Origin of the sequence: Streptomyces sp. NPDC048442, from assembly GCF_040651475.1 — a bacterium.
Taxonomy (GTDB): domain Bacteria; phylum Actinomycetota; class Actinomycetes; order Streptomycetales; family Streptomycetaceae; genus Streptomyces.
Window position 1 is genome coordinate 402,415 of record NZ_JBEZKB010000003.1, and the last position, 18,874, is coordinate 421,288.

Annotated in this window: 14 protein-coding genes; 7 read left to right on the forward strand and 7 right to left on the reverse strand. The window is 72.4% G+C overall.

Going from position 1 to position 18,874, the window contains the following annotated elements:
- Window positions 1–78: 78 nt before the first annotated feature.
- Together aceB and AB0D18_RS07675 are read right to left on the reverse strand one after the other, a co-directional pair.
- On the reverse strand, window positions 79–1,704 hold the full coding sequence (gene aceB, locus AB0D18_RS07670; RefSeq protein WP_362413973.1) for a malate synthase A: 1,626 nt from the start codon (window positions 1,702–1,704) through the stop codon (window positions 79–81).
- Between the two features lie 225 nt (window positions 1,705–1,929).
- Window positions 1,930–2,592, reverse strand: coding sequence for a nucleotidyltransferase family protein (locus AB0D18_RS07675; protein WP_362413975.1), 663 nt, complete (start codon window positions 2,590–2,592; stop codon window positions 1,930–1,932).
- A gap of 56 nt (window positions 2,593–2,648) precedes the next feature.
- On the opposite strand from AB0D18_RS07675, the gene AB0D18_RS07680 reads away from it, so the two are divergent.
- Window positions 2,649–4,202: a serine/threonine-protein kinase gene (locus AB0D18_RS07680; RefSeq protein ID WP_362413977.1), complete on the forward strand. Its 1,554-nt coding sequence runs from the start codon at window positions 2,649–2,651 to the stop codon at window positions 4,200–4,202.
- A 527-nt stretch (window positions 4,203–4,729) separates the two neighbouring features.
- Entirely contained in the window at window positions 4,730–5,020 is a 291-nt protein-coding gene (locus AB0D18_RS07685; protein ID WP_362413979.1) for a DUF5955 family protein, read from the forward strand.
- Window positions 5,021–5,071: 51 nt separating this feature from the next.
- Here AB0D18_RS07685 and AB0D18_RS07690 read toward each other — a convergent pair whose 3' ends face one another.
- From AB0D18_RS07690 to AB0D18_RS07705, 4 genes are read right to left on the reverse strand one after another with little or no spacing between them, the layout of a single operon-like run.
- Window positions 5,072–9,964 (reverse strand): HEAT repeat domain-containing protein, encoded by a 4,893-nt coding sequence (locus AB0D18_RS07690; protein ID WP_362413981.1) that lies wholly within the window; start codon window positions 9,962–9,964, stop codon window positions 5,072–5,074.
- Between the two features lie 42 nt (window positions 9,965–10,006).
- Entirely contained in the window at window positions 10,007–10,321 is a 315-nt protein-coding gene (locus AB0D18_RS07695) for a hypothetical protein (RefSeq protein WP_362413983.1), read from the reverse strand.
- Between the two features lie 17 nt (window positions 10,322–10,338).
- Window positions 10,339–10,977, reverse strand: a complete 639-nt coding sequence (locus AB0D18_RS07700) for a response regulator transcription factor (protein WP_362413984.1) — start codon at window positions 10,975–10,977, stop codon at window positions 10,339–10,341.
- Window positions 10,974–12,233 carry a sensor histidine kinase gene (locus tag AB0D18_RS07705; RefSeq protein ID WP_362413986.1) on the reverse strand — a complete coding sequence of 420 codons (1,260 nt, stop codon included), beginning with the start codon at window positions 12,231–12,233 and terminating at the stop codon, window positions 10,974–10,976. The genes AB0D18_RS07700 and AB0D18_RS07705 overlap by 4 nt, the downstream gene beginning before the upstream one ends.
- A gap of 112 nt (window positions 12,234–12,345) precedes the next feature.
- On the opposite strand from AB0D18_RS07705, the gene AB0D18_RS07710 reads away from it, so the two are divergent.
- Window positions 12,346–13,422, forward strand: a complete 1,077-nt coding sequence (locus tag AB0D18_RS07710; RefSeq protein ID WP_362413988.1) for an ABC transporter permease — start codon at window positions 12,346–12,348, stop codon at window positions 13,420–13,422.
- Entirely contained in the window at window positions 13,419–14,114 is a 696-nt protein-coding gene (locus AB0D18_RS07715) for an ABC transporter ATP-binding protein (RefSeq protein ID WP_362413990.1), read from the forward strand. The genes AB0D18_RS07710 and AB0D18_RS07715 overlap by 4 nt, the downstream gene beginning before the upstream one ends.
- 187 nt (window positions 14,115–14,301) lie before the next feature.
- On the opposite strand, the gene AB0D18_RS07720 is transcribed toward AB0D18_RS07715, so the two are convergent.
- On the reverse strand, window positions 14,302–15,111 hold the full coding sequence (locus AB0D18_RS07720) for an IclR family transcriptional regulator (protein WP_362413992.1): 810 nt from the start codon (window positions 15,109–15,111) through the stop codon (window positions 14,302–14,304).
- Between the two features lie 247 nt (window positions 15,112–15,358).
- Between AB0D18_RS07720 and allB the strand changes: the two genes are divergently transcribed.
- From allB to AB0D18_RS07735, 3 genes are all read left to right on the forward strand, one after another.
- Window positions 15,359–16,735 (forward strand): allantoinase AllB, encoded by a 1,377-nt coding sequence (gene allB / locus AB0D18_RS07725; RefSeq protein ID WP_362413994.1) that lies wholly within the window; start codon window positions 15,359–15,361, stop codon window positions 16,733–16,735.
- Between the two features lie 5 nt (window positions 16,736–16,740).
- Entirely contained in the window at window positions 16,741–17,880 is a 1,140-nt protein-coding gene (gene alc / locus AB0D18_RS07730) for an allantoicase (RefSeq protein WP_362413996.1), read from the forward strand.
- A gap of 262 nt (window positions 17,881–18,142) precedes the next feature.
- On the forward strand, window positions 18,143–18,703 hold the full coding sequence (locus AB0D18_RS07735) for a MarR family transcriptional regulator (protein WP_362413998.1): 561 nt from the start codon (window positions 18,143–18,145) through the stop codon (window positions 18,701–18,703).
- Window positions 18,704–18,874: the final 171 nt, after the last annotated feature.

The following is an 18,874-nucleotide window of genomic DNA, read 5'->3' on the forward strand; positions in this document are numbered from 1 at the left end:
GCGGGACGGGTGGGCAAGGGGGCGGCCCCCATGCGGAGCTCGCCCCCTCACGACCGCCCGCCCTTGCGAGCCGCCCCGTTACCCCACCAGCTGCTCGTACGCCGGCAGCGTCAAGAAGTCCGCGTAGTCCGCGTCCAGCGACACCGTCAGCAGCAGGTCGTGCGCCTGCTGCCACTTCCCGGCTGCGAACGCCTCCTCGCCCAACTCCGCGCGGATTGCGGCCAGTTCCTCGGCCGCAATCTTCCGCGTCAGCTCCGCCGTCGCCTTCTCGCCGTTCTCGAAGACCACACCGGCATTGATCCACTGCCAGATCTGGGAGCGGGAGATCTCCGCGGTGGCCGCGTCCTCCATCAGGTTGAAGATGGCGACGGCGCCCAGGCCCCGCAGCCACGCCTCGATGTAGCGGGTGCCGACCTGGACGGCCGCGACCAGGCCCTCGTACGTCGGCTTCGCGTCGAGCGAGTCGATGGCGATCAGGTCACCGGCCGCGACCGAGACGTCTTCGCGCAGCCGCTCCTTCTGGTTCGGCTTCTCGCCGAGCACCGCGTCGAAGGACGCCATCGCGATCGGCACCAGGTCCGGGTGTGCGACCCACGAGCCGTCGAAGCCGTCGCCCGCCTCGCGGTCCTTGTCCGCCTTGACCTTCTCAAAGGCGACCTTGTTGACCTCGGCGTCACGGCGCGACGGGATGAACGCCGCCATGCCGCCGATCGCGTGCGCCCCGCGCTTGTGGCACGTACGCACCAGCAGTTCGGTGTACGCCCGCATGAAGGGCGCGGTCATCGTCACCGCGTTCCGGTCCGGCAGGACGAACTTCGCTCCGCCGTCGCGGAAGTTCTTCACGATCGAGAAGAGGTAGTCCCAGCGGCCGGCGTTGAGGCCCGCCGCGTGGTCGCGGAGCTCGTAGAGGATCTCCTCCATCTCGTACGCGGCCGTGATCGTCTCGATCAGGACGGTCGCGCGGACGGTGCCCTGCTCCATGCCCACGTAGTCCTGCGCGAAGACGAAGATCTCGTTCCAGAGGCGGGCCTCCAGGTGCGACTCCGTCTTCGGGAGGTAGAAGTACGGGCCCTTGCCGAGCTCGATCAGCCGCTTGGCGTTGTGGAAGAAGTACAGGCCGAAGTCGACCAGCGCGCCCGGCACGGTGTTCCCGTCGGCGTCGCGCAGGTGGCGCTCCTCCAGGTGCCAGCCGCGCGGCCGCATGACGACCGTGGCCAGCTCGGAGTTGTCCTTGAGGGCGTACGACTTGCCGGACTTCGGGTCCGTGAAGTCGATGTTGCGGGTGTAGGCGTCGATCAGGTTGCGCTGGCCGAGGACCACGTTCTCCCAGGTGGGAGCCGAGGCGTCCTCGAAGTCGGCGAGCCAGACCTTGGCGCCCGAGTTCAGGGCGTTGATGGTCATCTTCTGGTCGGTCGGACCGGTGATCTCCACCCGGCGGTCGTTCAGCGCGGCCGGGGCCGGTGCGACCTTCCAGGAGTCGTCCTCGCGGACGGCTGCCGTCTCGGGCAGGAAGTCCAGCGAGGAGGTGCGGGCGATCTCGGCGCGGCGCTCGCCGCGTCGGGCCAGCAGCTCGTTGCGGCGGGGCGTGAACCGCTGGTGCAGCTCGGCCACGAATGCGAGGGCCGCTTCGGTCAGAACCTCGTCCTGCCTCGGCAGGGGCTCGGCGTCGACGATGGCCAGCGGGGACGGCGCTGGTGCGGACATGAGCTGTCACTCCTTCGCGGGCGGTGCCTTCGCGACCGCCGGGCTGCCGTCACGGCACGGAGTGCCGAGGGAGCCGAGATACGGGCGCAGGCGCCGTCTGATGTGTTTCGGTCGATCAGGCGCTTCTGATCAGTGGATATTAGTTTCCTCATGGTGGAAGTTCAATGGTTTGTTGATGTCGAGATTCTTCGGGACGACAGATCGTGGCCCTGAGTGCCGCCCCGCTCACTTCAGGTGGACGAGGTCGCCGGGGAGGTCGATGTCGTACGCCTCGGCCACGTCGCCGCACTCGACGAGGGTCAGTTCCGCCGCGTGCTCCACCAGGTAGGCGCGTGCCCCGCGATCTCCCACCGCAGTCCTCGCGACCTCCGCCCACCGGTTCGCCGCGAACAGCACCGGGTGCCCGCGCGCGCCGTCGTACGAGGCGGCGGCCAGCCCCGTCCCGCGCGCGGCCAGCACCCGCGCCACCGCCTCTGGCCCGATCCCGGGCTGGTCGACGAGCGACACGAGCGCGGTCGTGCAAGTGGTGTCGGTGGCAAGGGAGTTGAGGCCCGTACGGAGGGAGGTGCCCATGCCTTCGGACCAGTCCGGGTTGTCGACCGTGACGCAACCGTCCAGCCGCGCCCGCGCCCGTACCTGCTCCGCCGCCGCGCCCAGGACCACGTACACCCGCGCACAGCCGCCCTCGCGCAGCACCCGCACCGCGTGCTCGACCAGTGGGCGGCCCCGGTGGTCGAGGAGCGCCTTCGGCCTGCCGCCGAGGCGGCGGCCACCCCCCGCGGCGAGGAGCAGGCCCGCGGTGCCAGTGTTCTCCGGGGTGTTTGCCACTTCCGTGGTGTCCAGGGTGTGCGTGCGGTGTGCGATGTGCGGTGTCGATGCAGGCGCCATGGTCCCTGGATACCTCAGATACGGTCGAACGTACGTCACTGGAGGGACAAGTCGAGTTGAGTGCGGACGGGGCTTTCGAGCCGCTGAAGGAGCAGGACCCGCGGACGGTCGGGGGATACCGGCTGGTCGCGAGGCTGGGCGCGGGCGGGATGGGCGACGTCTATCTCTCCCACACGCCGGGCGGCCGGGCCGTCGCCCTGAAGGTGATCAAGCCGCACCTCACGGGTGACGCAGATTTCCGCCGCCGGTTCCGCCAGGAGGTGCAGGCGGCGCGGCAGGTCGCGGGGCTGCACACCGCGCAGGTCATCGACGCCGAGACCGAGGGCGAGACGCCCTGGCTGGCCACGGCGTACGTCCCAGGACCTTCGCTCGCGGAGGCGGTCGCCGCGCACGGACCGCTGCCCGTCGACTCCGTACTGCTGCTGGTGGCGGGGGTCGCCGAGGCGCTCCAGGCCATCCACGCCTGCCGCATCGTGCACCGCGACCTCAAGCCGTCCAACGTCCTGCTCGCGAGCGACGGCCCCCGCGTCATCGACTTCGGCATCGCCCACGCGGCGGAATCCGGATCGCTCACCGCGACCGGCATCGCCGTCGGCACGCCCACCTTCATGTCCCCCGAGCAGGCCGAGGGCAGGCAGATCAGCTGGGCGACGGACGTCTTCTCGCTCGGCCTGGTCGCCACGTACGCGGCAACCGGCACTCCGGCGTTCGGCGACGGCACCCCGCACGGGGTGCTCTACCGCGTCATCCACGAGGACCCGCGGATCGGCGAGGTCCCGCCCCAGCTGCGCGAACTGATATCCCGCTGCCTGGCGAAGACCCCCGCGGCCCGGCCCAACCCGACCGAGGTCATCGCCCTCTGCCAGGCCGCCGCCGGGGGCACGGGTCTGCGCCGCGCGGAGAACTGGCTGCCGCCCGCCCTGACCGCCGCCATCTCCGCCCGGCCGGCACCGCCGACGGCGGCACCGGGGACGCCGGGGGCACCGGAGACGCCGGGGACGCCCGCCACGCCGCCTGTCACGCCGCCGGGTGTGTTCGGGCCGCCGGTGGCGCAGGCGTACGGGTACCCCGCCGTCCAGTCGTACGGGTACCCCGCCGGCACGCCGTCGCCGCACCTGCCGCCGCCACCGCAGGGTTACGCGGCGTACGCCTACCCGCAGCCGAACTCACCGGAGGCGACGCCCGCCTTCGGAGCGGGGCCTTCGGCGAGCCCGGGTGTGGCGCCTTCGGCGGGCCCGGGTGTGGCACCCGGGGCGCGTACCGGAAGCAGCGCCGTCGCGGACGCAAAGCCGCGCACCCGCTCCCGCCGTACGGTGGCGCTCGGCGCGGCAGCGGCGGTGCTCGTCGTCGGCGGCCTTGGTGCGGGCGCCACGTACCTGCTGACCAAGGAAGAGCCCGCAGGCAGGACCAACCCGTCGGGACAGCACGGCCAGACGCAGCAGCCGGGGTCCGCCGGAGGGCCGAAGGAGACGTACCCGCCGGGGCCCGAGGCGTCCTCGGTGCCGCCGGATTCGCTGGACACCCGCAAGAAGGGCACCCCGGCCCCACCGCTCAAGGTCCCGCCGTCGGCGCGCAACGCGGTCCCGGACGGGGAGACCAAGGCGCCTTAAAGGGCCTGCCCGGCAGGGCCCGCCGGAGCGGCCCTAGTCCTGGAAGGAGCCGTCGGTGCGGCGTTGGTGACGGCGCATCACATGTCCGCACTGCGGACAGTTCCGCAGAAAGATTGGCTTGATCAGCCAGGAGAACGTGACCGCGTACAGCGCGTTCCTGGCCGTCCGGCCCAGCAGGCTCTTCGTGCACGTCCTGCAGTCGCGGCAACCGCTCGACATGAGAACCCCCTCGCTCGGTGACAGGTGCCCGCACTGCTGTGCGGCACTGGCTCCACCGTAGATCCGCCGAGGTCAGCGGTGGTGCGAGGCGGTCGGGTCGTACCCGTACCAGGCCAGGACCGCGTCACGAATGTGACAGCGGTCCGCTCAACCCCGGGGGCTGAATCACGGTCCGTGCGGTGGCGCACACGCGGAGAGAGCGTTAACGTGCCCGACGCCCGGGATCGTTCGCAGAGGAACGGTCTCCGACAGCGGCACGACGGCGTGCGAGGGGGAGAGCTTTGTTGCGAAGCGCGGAGGAGCGGTGCGTGACCAGCGCTGACGACGACCCCAGGGTGGCGGAACTCCATACGGTCGTCGCCCGCCTCCGGCGCGAACTGGCCGCACATCCGGCCGAGTTGTCGGACCGCATGATCGCCGAGGACGAGCTGGCGGCCCTCGCGGCGATGGTCCTGAGCGGCTCGCCCGACGTACGGAGACTGCGCCGCTCGCTGCTGCTGGTCGCCGGCGCGATCGGGTCCGTGAGCGCGCTGGGCCCCGCGATCAGGCTCGTCCGGGACGCGGTCGAACGCTTCGGTGAGGAGCGGGCCGCCGGATAGGGCTGCCGGGGGCAGGCGCACCCGGACAGGGATGTCGCTCGGCGCCGCCACTCAGGGCCGCCCGTCCGGTGAAGGCCGGTTGGCCCGGTCGGCCCGGTCGGCCCGGTCGGCCCGGTCGGGGAGATTCGCGAGTACGTCCGTGTAGCAGGACCTCTTGTCGGGGCGGGCGTGGTCGGCGGCCCGGCGGAGGGCGGGGGCGGCCACCCGGCCCAGCCGGACCAGCCCCTCGGCTGCCGTCCTGCGGACGACGGGGTGGGCGTGGTCGAGCATTCCGATCACGGCGGGGACGGCAGGCTCCCAGGCGGCCCCGCAGAGCGTGCGGACCGCCATGCACCGCACGTCGGGCTGCGGGTCGTCCAGCAGCGTCTCAGTGAGGCGCAGATGGGTCTGCCGGTCAAGCAGTGCGCGCGAGGTCCGGTGGGCTTGCAGGCGTACCTTGGGCCTGGGGTGGGTCAGCAACTCGGCCAGTACGTCCCGCAGTTCGGCACTCGGGTCCGGGTTGTGGCCGTTGTGCTCCTCCGTCAGGCGGGTGAGCGCGCGGCGGATCTGCTCCGGGTCGCCGCTCCTGGCGAGGTCGAGGAGCTCCCGCCGGGACGGACGGCGGTCGGACGCGGCGGCCGGGGCTCGGCCGCGCAGCGCGGACAGTGTGACGGAGTCCTGCCCGGCGGCGTTGGGGCCACGCAGCGGTCCGTCCACGAGGACGAGGCCGTCGGCGAGATCGTCGCGCCTCTCGGCGCGCAGCCGACGGCAGGCCAGGGTCAGGGCCGGGGTTCGCAGCAGCGAACGACCGGTGAGCAGGTCCAGGAGACCCCAGGCACCGGAGCCCGCGCCTTCACCCGCGCCCTCACCCTCGCCTTCACCCGCGCCCTCACCCTCGCCCTCGCTGGAGTACGAGCCGGGGGTGAGGCGGTCCGCCAGATGCTCGGCCAGCAGATCGGCGGGGATCCTGCGCAGCGCCTGGTAGGCCTGTTCCCGGACGGCGGGCGGGCCCTGCTCCCACCGGTCGAGCAGCAGGGGGAGCAGGGGTGCCAGCTCCCACGGCTCAAGCCGGGGGGCCAGCGCCAGTACCTGCGCGGGGAGTACGTCGTCGGAGCGCAGCTCGGCCGGGTCGAGGAGCCGCAGCGCTTGGGCCAGTTCGGTGGTGGCCCCGTCGAGGGCGGGGCCGGTGAGCCGGCCGCGCAGGAACGCCCGCAGCACCGGCAGCCGGGCCGCCGGTTCGGGCCAGCCGAGGAGCGCCAGGGCGGCGGTGTCCCGGCGGTCGTGTTCCGGCGCTTCGAGCATGGCGAGCAGGCGCTCGCGCTGGGCCCCTGAACGGGGCTGGTCGAGAGCGTCGGCCCGCACCGCGCGCCGGGGCTGTGCGGGGGCGGGCGGGGGCAGCGGCGGTACGCCGAGCGGCTGGAGGTCCGTCATCCAGTCGAGCAGCTCGGAACGGGCCTCGGAGCCGGTGGCCGGGTAGCCGTCGATCAGCGCGGCCAGCAGCGCGCGGGGATCGGTGCCGCTCGCACTCCCACTGCCACCCCCACTGCCACCCCCACTGTCACTCCTGCGCCGGAACTCGCGCAACGCGCCGAGTGTCGTGGGCATCTTGAACGTCATGGCCGTCTCACCGTTCGCAGACGTCTCGAACGCCTCCCGCAGCACGGCGACTTCGGCCTGCCACGGGTCGGCGCCGAGTCCGGCCGAGGCGAGCGCCCGCTCGACGTCCGCGCGTACCAGCACCGCGCCGCAGCGGCGCAGCAGCGTCAGCGCCGATCTGCCTCCGGCAGTGGCGGGCAGCGCACGTACCGTGTCGGCGACCGTCAGCGCCTCGACGGCGTGCAGCGTCGGCGCCACCGCTTCGAGTACGCAGACGAGCGCGTCCAGCGTCCCGGCCGGTGTCCGACTGTCGCCGAGCGCGGCGAGCAGGGTGGGGAGGTGCCGGGCGAAGACGGCCGGTTCGCCGTCTGTCCACGGGGCGGGACAGAACCGGAGCACGAGGGCCAGTACCCGGTGGCCGGTGCTGCGCGCAGAAGACTCAACGAGCCGGAGCCAGTCCGCCAACAGCGGTCTCAGCACCGCCAGTTGATCGCCCGTCAGTGGCCGCTCGGCGTCGCGCGCCACGATGCGCAGGGCGAGATCGGGATCCCAGCCCCTGGCCAGGAGGGGCGGCAGAGCAACGGCCCCGGCATCCGGCCCACCGGCCAGACCGTACTTGGCCAGCGGTACGGCCAGATCGCTCAGCGTCCCGTCGGCCGGACACACCCGGTGGTCCGGCAGCAGCGCGAGCAGCGCCGGTGCGGCGGGCGAACTCTGCTCGTCCAGCGCGAGGATCGCGCGTACGGACAGCGCACGGTCAAGACCCGTCAGGAGAAGGTCGCGGGTCCGGGGATCCCCGGCGCGTTCGGCGGCGGCGAGTACGGTCGCGGCGTACGCCTCGCCGAGGACCGCACGCAGCGCCCGTACGAGAGCGGCACGCAGCCCCGGGTTGTCCTGCCGCCCGAGCTGCCGCAGCAGCTCCGGCACCGCGTCGGGGGTGCCGACCCGGGCCAGGACCTCGACGGCGGTCTTCCGGACGTTCATGTTCCGGTGGCCGAGACAGGCGGCGACCGCCCGCGAGGCCCAGTGCGCCCGCGCATGCCCGAGGGCCAGCAGGGCCTGCCGTACGGTCTGGACGTCCTGGGCGGTGGTGAGGGTGATCAGGGTCGCCGACAGTGCCTGGGCGTCCTCGCCGGTGGCGTCCCGGGCGAACAGCGCGATCACGTGTTTGCGGACGTGCCGGTCCGGATGGCGCAGCAGCCGGTGTACCCGGGGGCGGGTGCGCGGGGACGGCGAATCGAGCAATAGCTTGAGCAGGACGGCCTGTTCACCGGCGCTCAGCTCCGGCCGCTCCAGCAGGCCCAGCGCCAGATCCGCGACGAGCGCGTGCCCCGCATCGGCCGGCCAGGCCGCGTCGAGGTGCCAGCGGGGCCGGATGCGCTGCCGCAGATGGAGCCGGGCGCCGAGGGCGCGCAGGGCGTCCACGACGTCCTGCGGAATCTCGGGCTCACCGGACGGCCACTCCATCCCCTCCGTCGACTCCACAGGGACGCGCGGCGCGGCCGCGCCGGGCTCGACGGCCACGGCCACCTCGCCTACGAGGCGCAACAGCAGATCGGCGAGGACGGGCAGCGTCCCGCTGCTGCCGTGGGCGGCCAGCCTGAGCAGGGCCTGCTTCGGATCGTCCGGGTCCAAGTGGGAACGCAGCAGCGCGAGTTCACGCTCGTCAGGCCCGCCGAGGTCGGCGGCGACACAGCCGGGCAGCTCGGCAGGATCGAGCCGCACGAGCAGATCGCCGCGCTGCACCGGATCCCGGGTCAACTGCCAAAGCAAACCGAGCGCTTGCTGCCGAACGGGCCGGAGATGAGGAGCGATGCCGGAGCCGGTACGGATACCCGTCCCCTCGCCCCCGTCCAGCCCGAACCCCTCGCGCAGCACCTCCACCGTCCGGTCCCCACCCACCGCCTCCAGCGCGTTGAGGGCCGCCGATGGAATCGACGGGAGGAGCGCCAGCACGGCGTCCTCCGCACCCTCGTACCGCAGTGCGCGCAGTGCGTCCAGGAAGGGGGCGGCCGTCGGGCCCGCCGGCACCGACCGCAGTACGCGCGTGATCTCCGCCCCGATCGGCAGCTCGCCCGCGCCCTGCCCCGCGAGCGCCACCAGCAGTGCGAGCCTCCGTGGCCAGCTCGGATCGGTGGCGGGCGCGTTTACGAGCACCCGCAGCAGAGTGTGGCGGCAGGTGAACAGGACCGTCGCGAGATCGAGCGCCCGGATCGAGTGGTCGGCCAGCGCCAGCGCCACCAGCGCGGGCACGTCCGCGTCCGTCGCGAAGTGCCCGCGCCGGTGCATCCCGCGCAGACAGGCCACCAGCGGCCCGCCGAACAGCAGCGGGTCCCGCGCGGCGGCAGCCGTGAGCCCTTCGACCTCCCCCCGCTGGGCGAGATCGCCGAGGAGTTCGAGAGCGCGTCGCCGGAGCCCCGGCGGCAGCGCGGGGTCCTCGACCGCCTGCCGCAGCACGCCGCCGTGGCCGTGCCGGGCGGCGACCGCCAGCGCCGCTTCGGCGACGCCGGGGTGTACCAGTGCCGGCGCCGTCGTCGTACCGGCGGAGAGGAAGGCCGCAGCCCATTTTGGGGGGAGCGGGTCCAACGCGGCCCAGGGCTGGGACAGCTCAGTGAGTACGGCTTCGGCGAGCGCAGCTTCAGGTGATTCCGGCAGCTCCGGCAGCTCCGGCAGCTTCAGTAGAGCCAGCAGCTGTGTGCGCGCTCCTGCAGGCGTCAGCAGTCCGGCGTGCAGTCCTGCCACCGTCAGCCGCAGGGCCTGTGACCGCAGCGCCGGGTCGCCGGTGCGGGCCAGTTCGGTGGCCAGCAGGTCGGGGCGGTGTGCGTGGGCCACGTCCGCGCCCCGTACGGCGTGAAGCAGGAGCCGGGCCGACGGTTCGCGCTGTACCGCCGACGGGTCGTGGAGGAGTTCGGTGCGCAGCCAGGCGATTCGTACCCGTATCGGAAGACCGGCTGCCGTACGCCACGGCGGCAGCGGGCTCTCGCGCACGTGCGGGCCCAACTGCTCGTAGAGACCCGCCAGGACCAGCGCCGCCTCGGGCGATTTTGGTACGGAGCGGGGCAGCAGCTCCGCGAGCGCGGCGGCCTCCGACCCGCCCGGGGCCCCGCCCGACGCGGCGCGCTCCGCCAGCAGCGTCAGCCCCAGGAACCGCAGGCGGTCGTCCGAGTGACGGACGAGCCGCCGCAGCATGTCGAGCGGGCAGGTACGCCCGTCGAGACGGCGGGCTAGGCGGACGACGTCCGTCCCGCGGAACGTGTCGCCAAGAAGGCCGTCAGGAAGGCCGCCAGGAAGGCCGCCAAGAAGGCCGTCAGGAATGTCGGCGAAGTCCTCGTCGAAGCCCGCCGCGCGTGCCGAACCCAGTCTCTCCACCCGCTGGATACTAGGCAGCCCGCCACCGCCCCCACCAGGGAGTTACGCCGCCCGCTGCCAGTCCAGCGCCGCGATCTGCCCGACCTCGCCCGCCGCGAGCAGCGCGAACAGTCGCAGGACCTCCTCCTGGGACACCTGGTCCTGGGAGCCGGGCGCGGCCTCCTCGTCCTCGACGTTCTCCCAGAGCAGCAGGCCCCCCGCGTACGCGGTCAGCGACCAGCCGCTCTCGTGAGTCAGCGAGACGTCCGGGTTCTCGGTGTCGGTGCTCGCGAGAGCCTCCTGAACGAGCCCCCGGACGGTGTCCGGGTCCGGCTCGTCGACCGCGGTGCCCTGGACGTCGTACATGAAGTAGGTCATGGGGATTCTTCGGTTCCTTACCTTCTGATCAGCCTGCGGGCCGTAGCCGCCGCGACGGCGGACGTACGGGAGTCCACGCCCAGTTTCGCGTAGATGTGCACCAGGTGTGACTTCACGGTGGCCTGGCTGAGGAAGAGCGCCTTGCTGATCTGCTGGTTGGAGAGGCCTTCGCCGACCAGCTGGAGTACTTCGAGCTCCCGTTTGGTGAGGGCCTCGGCGGGGGTGCGCATCCGGTCCATCAGCCGGTGCGCGACGGCGGGCGCGAGCGCGGACTGGCCCGCCGCTGCCGTACGTACCGCCGCCGCCAGCTCCTCCGGTGGGGCGTCCTTGAGGAGGTAGCCGGCGGCCCCCGACTCGACGGCCGCGAGGATGTCCGCGTCCGTGTCGTACGTGGTGAGGACCAGCACCCGAGGTGCGCCGGGGCGGGCGGCGATCGCGGCCGTCGCCTCCGAACCGTGCATCCGGCCGGGCCCGAACTGCAGGTCCATCAGCACCACGTCGATCCCGCCGGCCGCCGCCAGCTCCACGGCACGCTCCGCCGTCGACGCCTCCTGTACGACGGCGAAGTCCGGCTCCGTGTCCAGTACGGCGCGCAGCCCCGCCCGTACGACGGGGTGGTCGTCGGCAAGCAGCAGGCGGATGGGGGACGCGCTCATGAGGACGCTCCAGCAGGCAACGGCAACGGAAGGGTGATCGCGACGGCCGTGCCTTGGCCGGGTGCCGACTCGACGCTCAGGGTGCCCCCGAGGGAGCGGGCCCGCGAGCGCATGGCGGGCAGTCCGAAGCCTCCGTCGGCGGTCTTGGTGCGGCGCAGCGAACAGGGGTCGAAGCCGATGCCGTCGTCGACGATGTCGAGCGAGACGGACGTCTCCATGAAGCTGAGCGTGATCTCCGCCCGGTCCGCCTTCGCGTGCCGCACCGTGTTGGCGAGCGCCGACTGCGCGATGCGCAGCAGGGCGACCTCATACGGAGTGGGCAGTTCCACCGGCGTCCCGCTGATCCCGAACTGCACGGCGGGCCCGCCCGGCGCCGGGGTGCACAGCCGCTCCAGGGCGCCGGCCAGCGAACCGTGCTCCAGGTCAGGCGGGCTCAACGCCCGTACGAAACGGCGTGCCTCGGCCAGGTTGTCCTGGGCGGCCTCGCGGGCCCGCCGGATGTGGCCGAGGGCCGGGTCGTCGCCGTTGTCGTCGCCGGGCAGGGCCCGCTCGGCGGCACGCAGCAGGAGCTGGATGCTGGAGAGGCCCTGGGCGAGGGTGTCGTGGATCTCGCGGGCGAGCCGCTCGCGCTCGGCGAGTGTGCCGGCCGCCCGCTCGGCCTCGGCGAGTTCGGCGCGGGTGGAGAGCAGCTCGTCGATCAGCTCGCGGCGCCGCTCGCTCTCCCGGTACAGGGCCTGATAGCCCAGTACGGTCGCCACGGCTACGGCGCCGCCGAGCAGCGGCCCTATGAACGTGCCGGGAGTGACCGGCTGCCCGTGCAGCACAAAACTGGTGATCGCGGCGGTCGCGGTCACGGCGACGGCGGTCAGTCCCCACCGCATCGGCAGCAGGTGCAGCTGGAGGAAGTAGAGGGGGAACGCCGCCCACAGCCCGTCGGGGGAGAGGGCGAGCAGTACCAGCCAGGACGCTCCCAGGACGGCCAGCCATACCGCGGCGGCGCGCTGCGAGTGGCTCACTGACGGGCTCAGCGTCCCGGCCGCGTACACCCCGGCCATCACCAGGGCCGCCGCGACGACCGCGTACGCGTGCGGGCCGCCCGCTGCGACGGCCTTCACCGCGGCGAGCGCGAGCAGTCCGGCGAGCAGCGCGTGCAGACAGATGCGGAGGGCGCGCAGCACCGGGGTGAGAGCGAGGGCGGCGGAGGGCACGGGGGCGGGTGCGGCGGAGGGCACGGGGGAAGGTGCGGGGGATTCCATGGTTCTTTCCAGCCTAAAGGGGACGCCCTGCGGGCCGGTCAATCAAAAGGTTGATATCGAAGCGATCCGCCGCCCGATGTTTTCGCGTGCCCGCGCAACCAGAGTGGGGATCATGTTCGTTGCATGGAGAGACCTCCGATTCGCCAGGGGCCGGTTCGCCCTCATGGGCTCGGTCGTGGTCCTGATCACCCTGCTCGTCGGCCTGCTGTCCGGGCTGACCGCAGGGCTGGCCAGGGACAACACGGTCGCCCTCACTACCCTCCCCGCCGACCGGCTCGCGTTCGCCGCGCCCCCGGACGGCCAGCAGGTGTCGTTCACCAACTCCTCGGTGGGGGAGAGCGCGTGGCGCAACTGGGCGCAGCAGCCGGGCGTCAAGAGCGCCCAGCCGATCGGCATCCGTACGGTCAACGGGTGGGCCGGTGACCGCACGGTCGCCGTCGCGGCCTTCGGCGTCGAACCTTCGGCCGACATCGCCCCGGCCTCCGGTCGGCTCGGCCCCGGCCAGGTGGTCCTCTCCACCAAGGCCGCCGAGGAACTGAACATCGCGGTGGGCGACAAGGTCCGGCTCGGCTCGGTCGAAGAGACCGTCGCGGCGGTCGAGGGCGGCGCGATGTACAGCCACACGCCGGTCGTGTGGACCTCGCTCGACGACTGGCAGAAGCTCGGCCACAGCGGTACGTCGACGGAGGAGCAGGCCACAGTGATCGCCCTCACCGGCGATGCCGACTACGCGGCGGGCGACAAGGCGAGCGGGACGCAGTCCGTCGCCGTGGAGGACTCCCTCGCCGCTCTCCCCTCGTACCAGGCGGAGAACGGCTCGCTCCAGCTCATGCGCGGCTTCCTCTTCGCGATCTCGGCGCTGGTAGTCGGCGCCTTCTTCACGGTCTGGACGATCCAGCGCAGCGGCGACATCGCCGTCCTGAAGGCCCTCGGCGCTTCCACGCCCTATTTGCTGAAGGACGCCCTCGGCCAGGCGGTCGTGATGCTCGGCATCGGCACCCTGATCGGCACCGGGCTCGCCACTCTCCTCGGCGCGCTGATCGGCGGCGCCGTCCCCTTCGTCCTGGAGCCGGCGACGCTCCTGTTCCCCGCCCTCGTCATGATCGCGCTCGGCATCGTCGGCGCCGCCCTGTCCATCCGGCGCATCACCGCCGTCGACCCCCTCACCGCGCTCGGGAGTGCCCGATGACCCTCGCACTGACAGACGTCACCCTCACCTACCCGGACGGCGACGGGGCGCGACTGACCGCCCTGGACGCGGTCTCCCTGGAGGTCCCGGCGGGAGGCCTGGTGGCCGTCGTCGGCCCCTCGGGATCCGGCAAGTCCAGCCTCCTCGCCGTCGCGGCCACGCTCGTCACTCCCGACGCGGGAAGGGTGGTTGTCGACGGTACGGAGACGAACTCGCTGAGCCGCGCGCATAAGGCGGAGCTGCGCCGGGACCGGATCGGCATCGTCTTCCAGCAGCCCAACCTGCTGCCGTCGCTCACCTCGGTGGAGCAACTCCAGGTGATGGCCCACCTGTCGGGCCTGCGACCCCGTCAATTCCGGGAACGGGCAGAGGAGTTGCTGGACGCGGTGGGCCTGTCCGACAAGGCGGACCGCCGCCCGCACCAGCTGTCGGGCGGCCAGCGCCAGCGCATCAACATCGCACGCGCGCTGATGAACGAACCGGCGGTCATGCTCGTCGACGAACCGACGAGCGCGCTCGACCACGAGAGGGGAGCGGCGATCCTGGACCTGCTGGCCGCTCTGACGCGCGACCGGGGAGTCGCCACGGTCCTGGTCACCCACGACCATGCGCACCTGGAGGTGGCGGACCGGACGGTGACGATGTCGGACGGCCGACTCACGGACGGAACGCTCTCGCTCCGCCAGGGGTAGGGGCGGGTGGCCGGTGAGCCTGTACCCGCGGGTGCGTCGTGGCTGGCCGCGCAGTTCCCCGCGCCCCTATCGTCAGCCTCCTTGGGCAGCGGGGCCGCCCCCCGGGGGCGGGACGGGTGGGCAAGGGGGCGGCACCCACGCAGAGCTCGCCCCCTCCGCGGCCGCATGCCCTCGCGACGCCCCCCGCCTACCCCTGCTGCCCCGCCCCCGAGCTCGCGAACGCGACCGAAAGCTCCTGGGCCACCCCCTGCAGAATCGGCACGATCCGCTCCGTGGCCGCCTCCGTCACCCGTCCCGCGGGACCGGAGATCGAGACCGCCGCCGACGTGGGCGAGTTCGGCACGGAAACCGCGAGGCACCGCACCCCTATCTCCTGCTCGTTGTCGTCCACCGCGTACCCCGCCCGCCGCACCTGCTCCAGCGCCTCCAGGAAGCCGTCCGGCGTGGTGATCGTCTTCTCGGTGGCGGCCGGCATGCCGGTGCGGGCGAGCAGTGCCCGTACCTCGTCCGCCGGAGTGTGCGCCAGCAGCGCCTTGCCGACACCTGTCGAGTGCGGCAGCACCCGCCGCCCCACCTCGGTGAACATCCGCATCGAGTGCTTGGACGGCACCTGCGCCACGTAGACGATCTCGTCGCCGTCGAGCAGTGCCATGTTCGCGGTCTCGCCGGTCTCCTCGACCAGCCGTGCGAGATACGGCCGCGCCCAGGTCCCCAGGAGCCGCGACGCGCTCTCGCCGAGGCGGATCAGGCGGGGGCCGAGCGAGTACCGCCGGTTGGGCTGCTGGCGCACGTAACCGCAGGCCACCAGCGTCCGCATCAGACGGTGGATGGTCGGCAGCGGCAGCCCGCTGCTGGCGGAGAGTTCGCTCAGCCCGACCTCACCGCCCGCGTCGGCCATTCGCTCGAGGAGGTCGAAGGCGCGCTCCAGGGACTGCACGCCACCACTGGCGGCGGCAGGCTTGGAAGCGTCTGTGGTGCTGGCGCTGGACGTCGGCACGGAGCGGTCCTTTCGGGGCTGGCAGGCAAGGCAGCAGACTACCTGTGGTGGTCCGGGACACCCCTCATGGCAGGAGCTACGTTCTACTAGGTGGAATTCTAATTCCATTCTGTGGAAACATCCAAGGGTGGTGTCTGTGATCACATCCACCCGGCTCCGTCCGGCCGACCCCTTGACGGTTCGGAGGTCCGGATAAAGACTCCGCTTCAGCACAGAGCTTCAACAGAACGTTGAAAAGGAGACGTGAGTGACTGAGTCGGACGAGCGAGACGCCAACGTGGAACTGGTGCTGCGCTCCTCGCGCGTCGTCACCCCCGAGGGCACCCGCCCTGCCTCGGTCGCCGTCGCCGGCGGGAAGATCCTCGCGGTGCTCCCGTACGAGACGTACGGGGCGCAGGGCGAAGGGCTGCCCGACGGGGCCCGCTTCGAGGACCTCGGCGAGCACGCCCTGCTCCCCGGCCTCGTCGACACCCATGTCCATGTGAACGACCCCGGCCGCACCGAGTGGGAGGGCTTCTGGACCGCCACCCGCGCCGCCGCGGCCGGCGGCATCACCACCCTGCTCGACATGCCGCTCAACTCGCTGCCGCCGACCACCACGGTCGAGGGCCTGCAGGTCAAGCAGGACGTGGCTCGCCCCAAGGCGCACATCGACACCGGCTTCTGGGGCGGCGCGATCCCCTCCAACGTCGCCGACCTCAAGCCGCTCTTCGATGCGGGCGTCTTCGGCTTCAAGTGCTTCCTCTCGCCGTCCGGCGTCGAGGAGTTCCCGGAGCTGGACCAGGACCAGCTCGCCCGGTCCATGGCGGAGATCACGGGCCTCGGTGGCCTGCTGATCGTGCACGCCGAGGACCCGCACCACCTGGCCGACGCCCCGCAGAAGTCCGGCGCGAAGTACGCCGACTTCCTCGCCTCCCGGCCGCGCGACGCCGAGAACACCGCCATCGAGGGCCTCATCGCGCTCGCCAAGCGCCTCGGCGCCCGCGTCCACGTACTGCACCTCTCCTCCTCCGACGCGCTGCCGCTGATCGCCGCCGCCAAGTCCGAGGGCGTACAGGTCACGGTCGAGTCCTGCCCGCACTTCCTCACCCTCACCGCCGAGGAAGTCCCGGACGGGGCAACGGAGTTCAAGTGCTGCCCGCCGATCCGCGAGGCGGCCAACCAGGACGCGCTGTGGGACGGCCTGATCGACGGCACGATCGACTGCATCGTGTCCGACCACTCGCCGTGCACCACCGACCTCAAGACCCCGGACTTCGCGTCCGCCTGGGGCGGCATCTCCTCCCTCCAGCTCGGCCTGCCCGCCATCTGGACCGAGGCGCGCAGGCGCGGCCGCTCGCTCGACGAGGTCGTCGGCTGGATGTCGGCGGCGCCCGCGAAGCTCGCGGGGCTGACCCAGAAGGGCGCCATCGAGGCCGGCCGCGACGCCGACTTCGCGGTGCTCGCCCCCGAGGAGACCTTCACGGTCGACCCCGTCGAACTCCACCACCGCAACCAGGTCACGGCGTACGCGGGCAAGACCCTGCACGGCGTCGTCAAGCAGACCTGGCTGCGCGGCGTCCGCATCGCCCACGAGGGCACCCTCGCGGAGCCCACCGGTCGCCTGCTCGAAAGGAACAAGTGACACTCATGACCGACTCCTCAGCAGGCACCCCGGCGGGGATCCCCTCCTTCACCGGCGACGCCAGCCCCTTCGGTGGCGGCGACCCGTACGCGGACTACCGCACCGCCGTCTTCCCCTTCACCCACCACGTCGACCTGGCCGACCGCCGCCTCGGCGCCGGCGTGATCGCCGCGAACGACGAGTTCTTCGCCGAGCGCGAGAACATGCTCATCCCCGAGCCCGCCCACTTCGACCCCGAGCGCTTCGGGCACAAGGGCAAGATCATGGACGGCTGGGAGACCCGCCGCCGGCGCGGCGTCAGTGCCGAGCAGCCGCACCCCACCGACGACGACCACGACTGGGCGCTGGTACGTCTCGGCGCTCCCGGTGTCGTCCGCGGCATCGTCGTCGACACGGCCCACTTCCGCGGCAACTACCCGCAGGCGGTCTCCGTCGAAGGCACCTCCGTCCCCGGCTCCCCGTCGCCCGAGGATCTCCTCTCCTCCGACGTCAAGTGGACAACTCTCGTCCCCCGTACGGCAGTCGGCGGCCACGCGGCCAACGGTTTCGCCGTCTCGGCCGAGCAGCGCTTCACGCACCTGCGGGTCAACCAGCACCCCGACGGCGGCATCGCCCGCCTCCGCGTATACGGCGAGGTCGTCCCCGACCCGGCCTGGCTGACCGCCCTGGGTACCTTCGACCTGGTCGCCCTGGAGAACGGTGGACGCGTCCAGGACGCGTCCGACCGCTTCTACTCCCCGGCCACCAACACCATCCAGCCGGGCCGCTCCCGCAAGATGGACGACGGCTGGGAGACCCGCCGCCGCCGTGACAAGGGCAACGACTGGATCAGCTACCACCTGGTCGAGCAGGCCGAGATCCGCGCCGTGGAGATCGACACCGCCTACCTCAAGGGCAACTCGGCGGGCTGGGCGGCCCTTTCGGTCCGCGACGGCGACACCGGCGAGTGGACGGAAATCCTCCCGCGTACCCGCCTGCAGCCCGACACCAACCACCGCTTCGTCCTGGCCTCCGCCCCGGCGGCGAGCCGGGTGCGGGTCGACATCTTCCCCGACGGCGGCATATCCCGCCTGCGCCTCTTCGGTTCGCTGACCGCGAAGGGCGCGGCGTCGCTGGCCGCCCGCCATCACGAACTCGGCGGCTGAGCAGGCTGATTGACGGTACGTCAGCGGGGCCCGCGGCATGCGATGCCGCGGGCCCCGCCGTCGTACCCCCTCCAGGAGGTGTGCGCTCACCGAACCTGGGAAGGAGCCCGCCCAAGGAACGGCTCCTGCACTCCGCAGCCCCGCCGCACCGCGCCTGCCTGCGCCGATACGGGCCGGAAGGTAGGAGGGGCGCCGCACCGGTTGCCGTATTGTCATGGCCCAGTCGGCCACCAGCACACCATCAACAGGCCGCCCGCAATGGATGCACGAGAGGGCAAGCGTGGACCTCCAGGGCTCATGCCTTCGCAGCGAGGACACACCGGCTGTCGCAGCAGTGGCCGCCGCCGAGGTCGCCTGCGACGTAATCGCACTCCTCGAAGTGCTGTGGGAGCGCGGCAGGGACGCCGTCTCCCCCGCGCCGGTGTCGACCTCCCAGCTGCGGGTCATGCACATCCTGGAACGCGCCGAGGGCATCAACCTGCGTACGCTCGGCGACGACCTGGGCGCCGCACCGCCCTCGGTCAGCAGGCTCTGCGACCGGCTGGAGGTGCTGGGCTACGTACAGCGCAAGGCCAGCCCCGTCAGCAGACGCGAGGTCGAACTGCGACTGACCGCCCCCGGCCACACCTACCTGCGCAACCTGCGCGCCCGCCGCGAGGAGGCCCTGGTGGCAGCGGTCACGGCAATGCCACCGACCGCACGGGAAGCACTGGTGCACGGACTGGGGGAGTTCCGCACGGCGGTGGAGGCAGGATTCACGACCGGCGCGTGGCAGCTGGAGGGCCCGGCGAGGATGGCGGGCAGTACGGACCTGACCGGCTGACGGGCCCGCGCTGCTTGCCGGGCCGGGCGTAGAGATGGGCGGGCCGACCGTAGGGACGGGCCGGGCCGACCGATCGCCGGGCCGACCGATCGCCGGGCCGACCGATCGCCGGGCCGACCGATCGCCGGGCCGACCGATCGCCGGGCCGACCGATCGCCGGGCCGACCGATC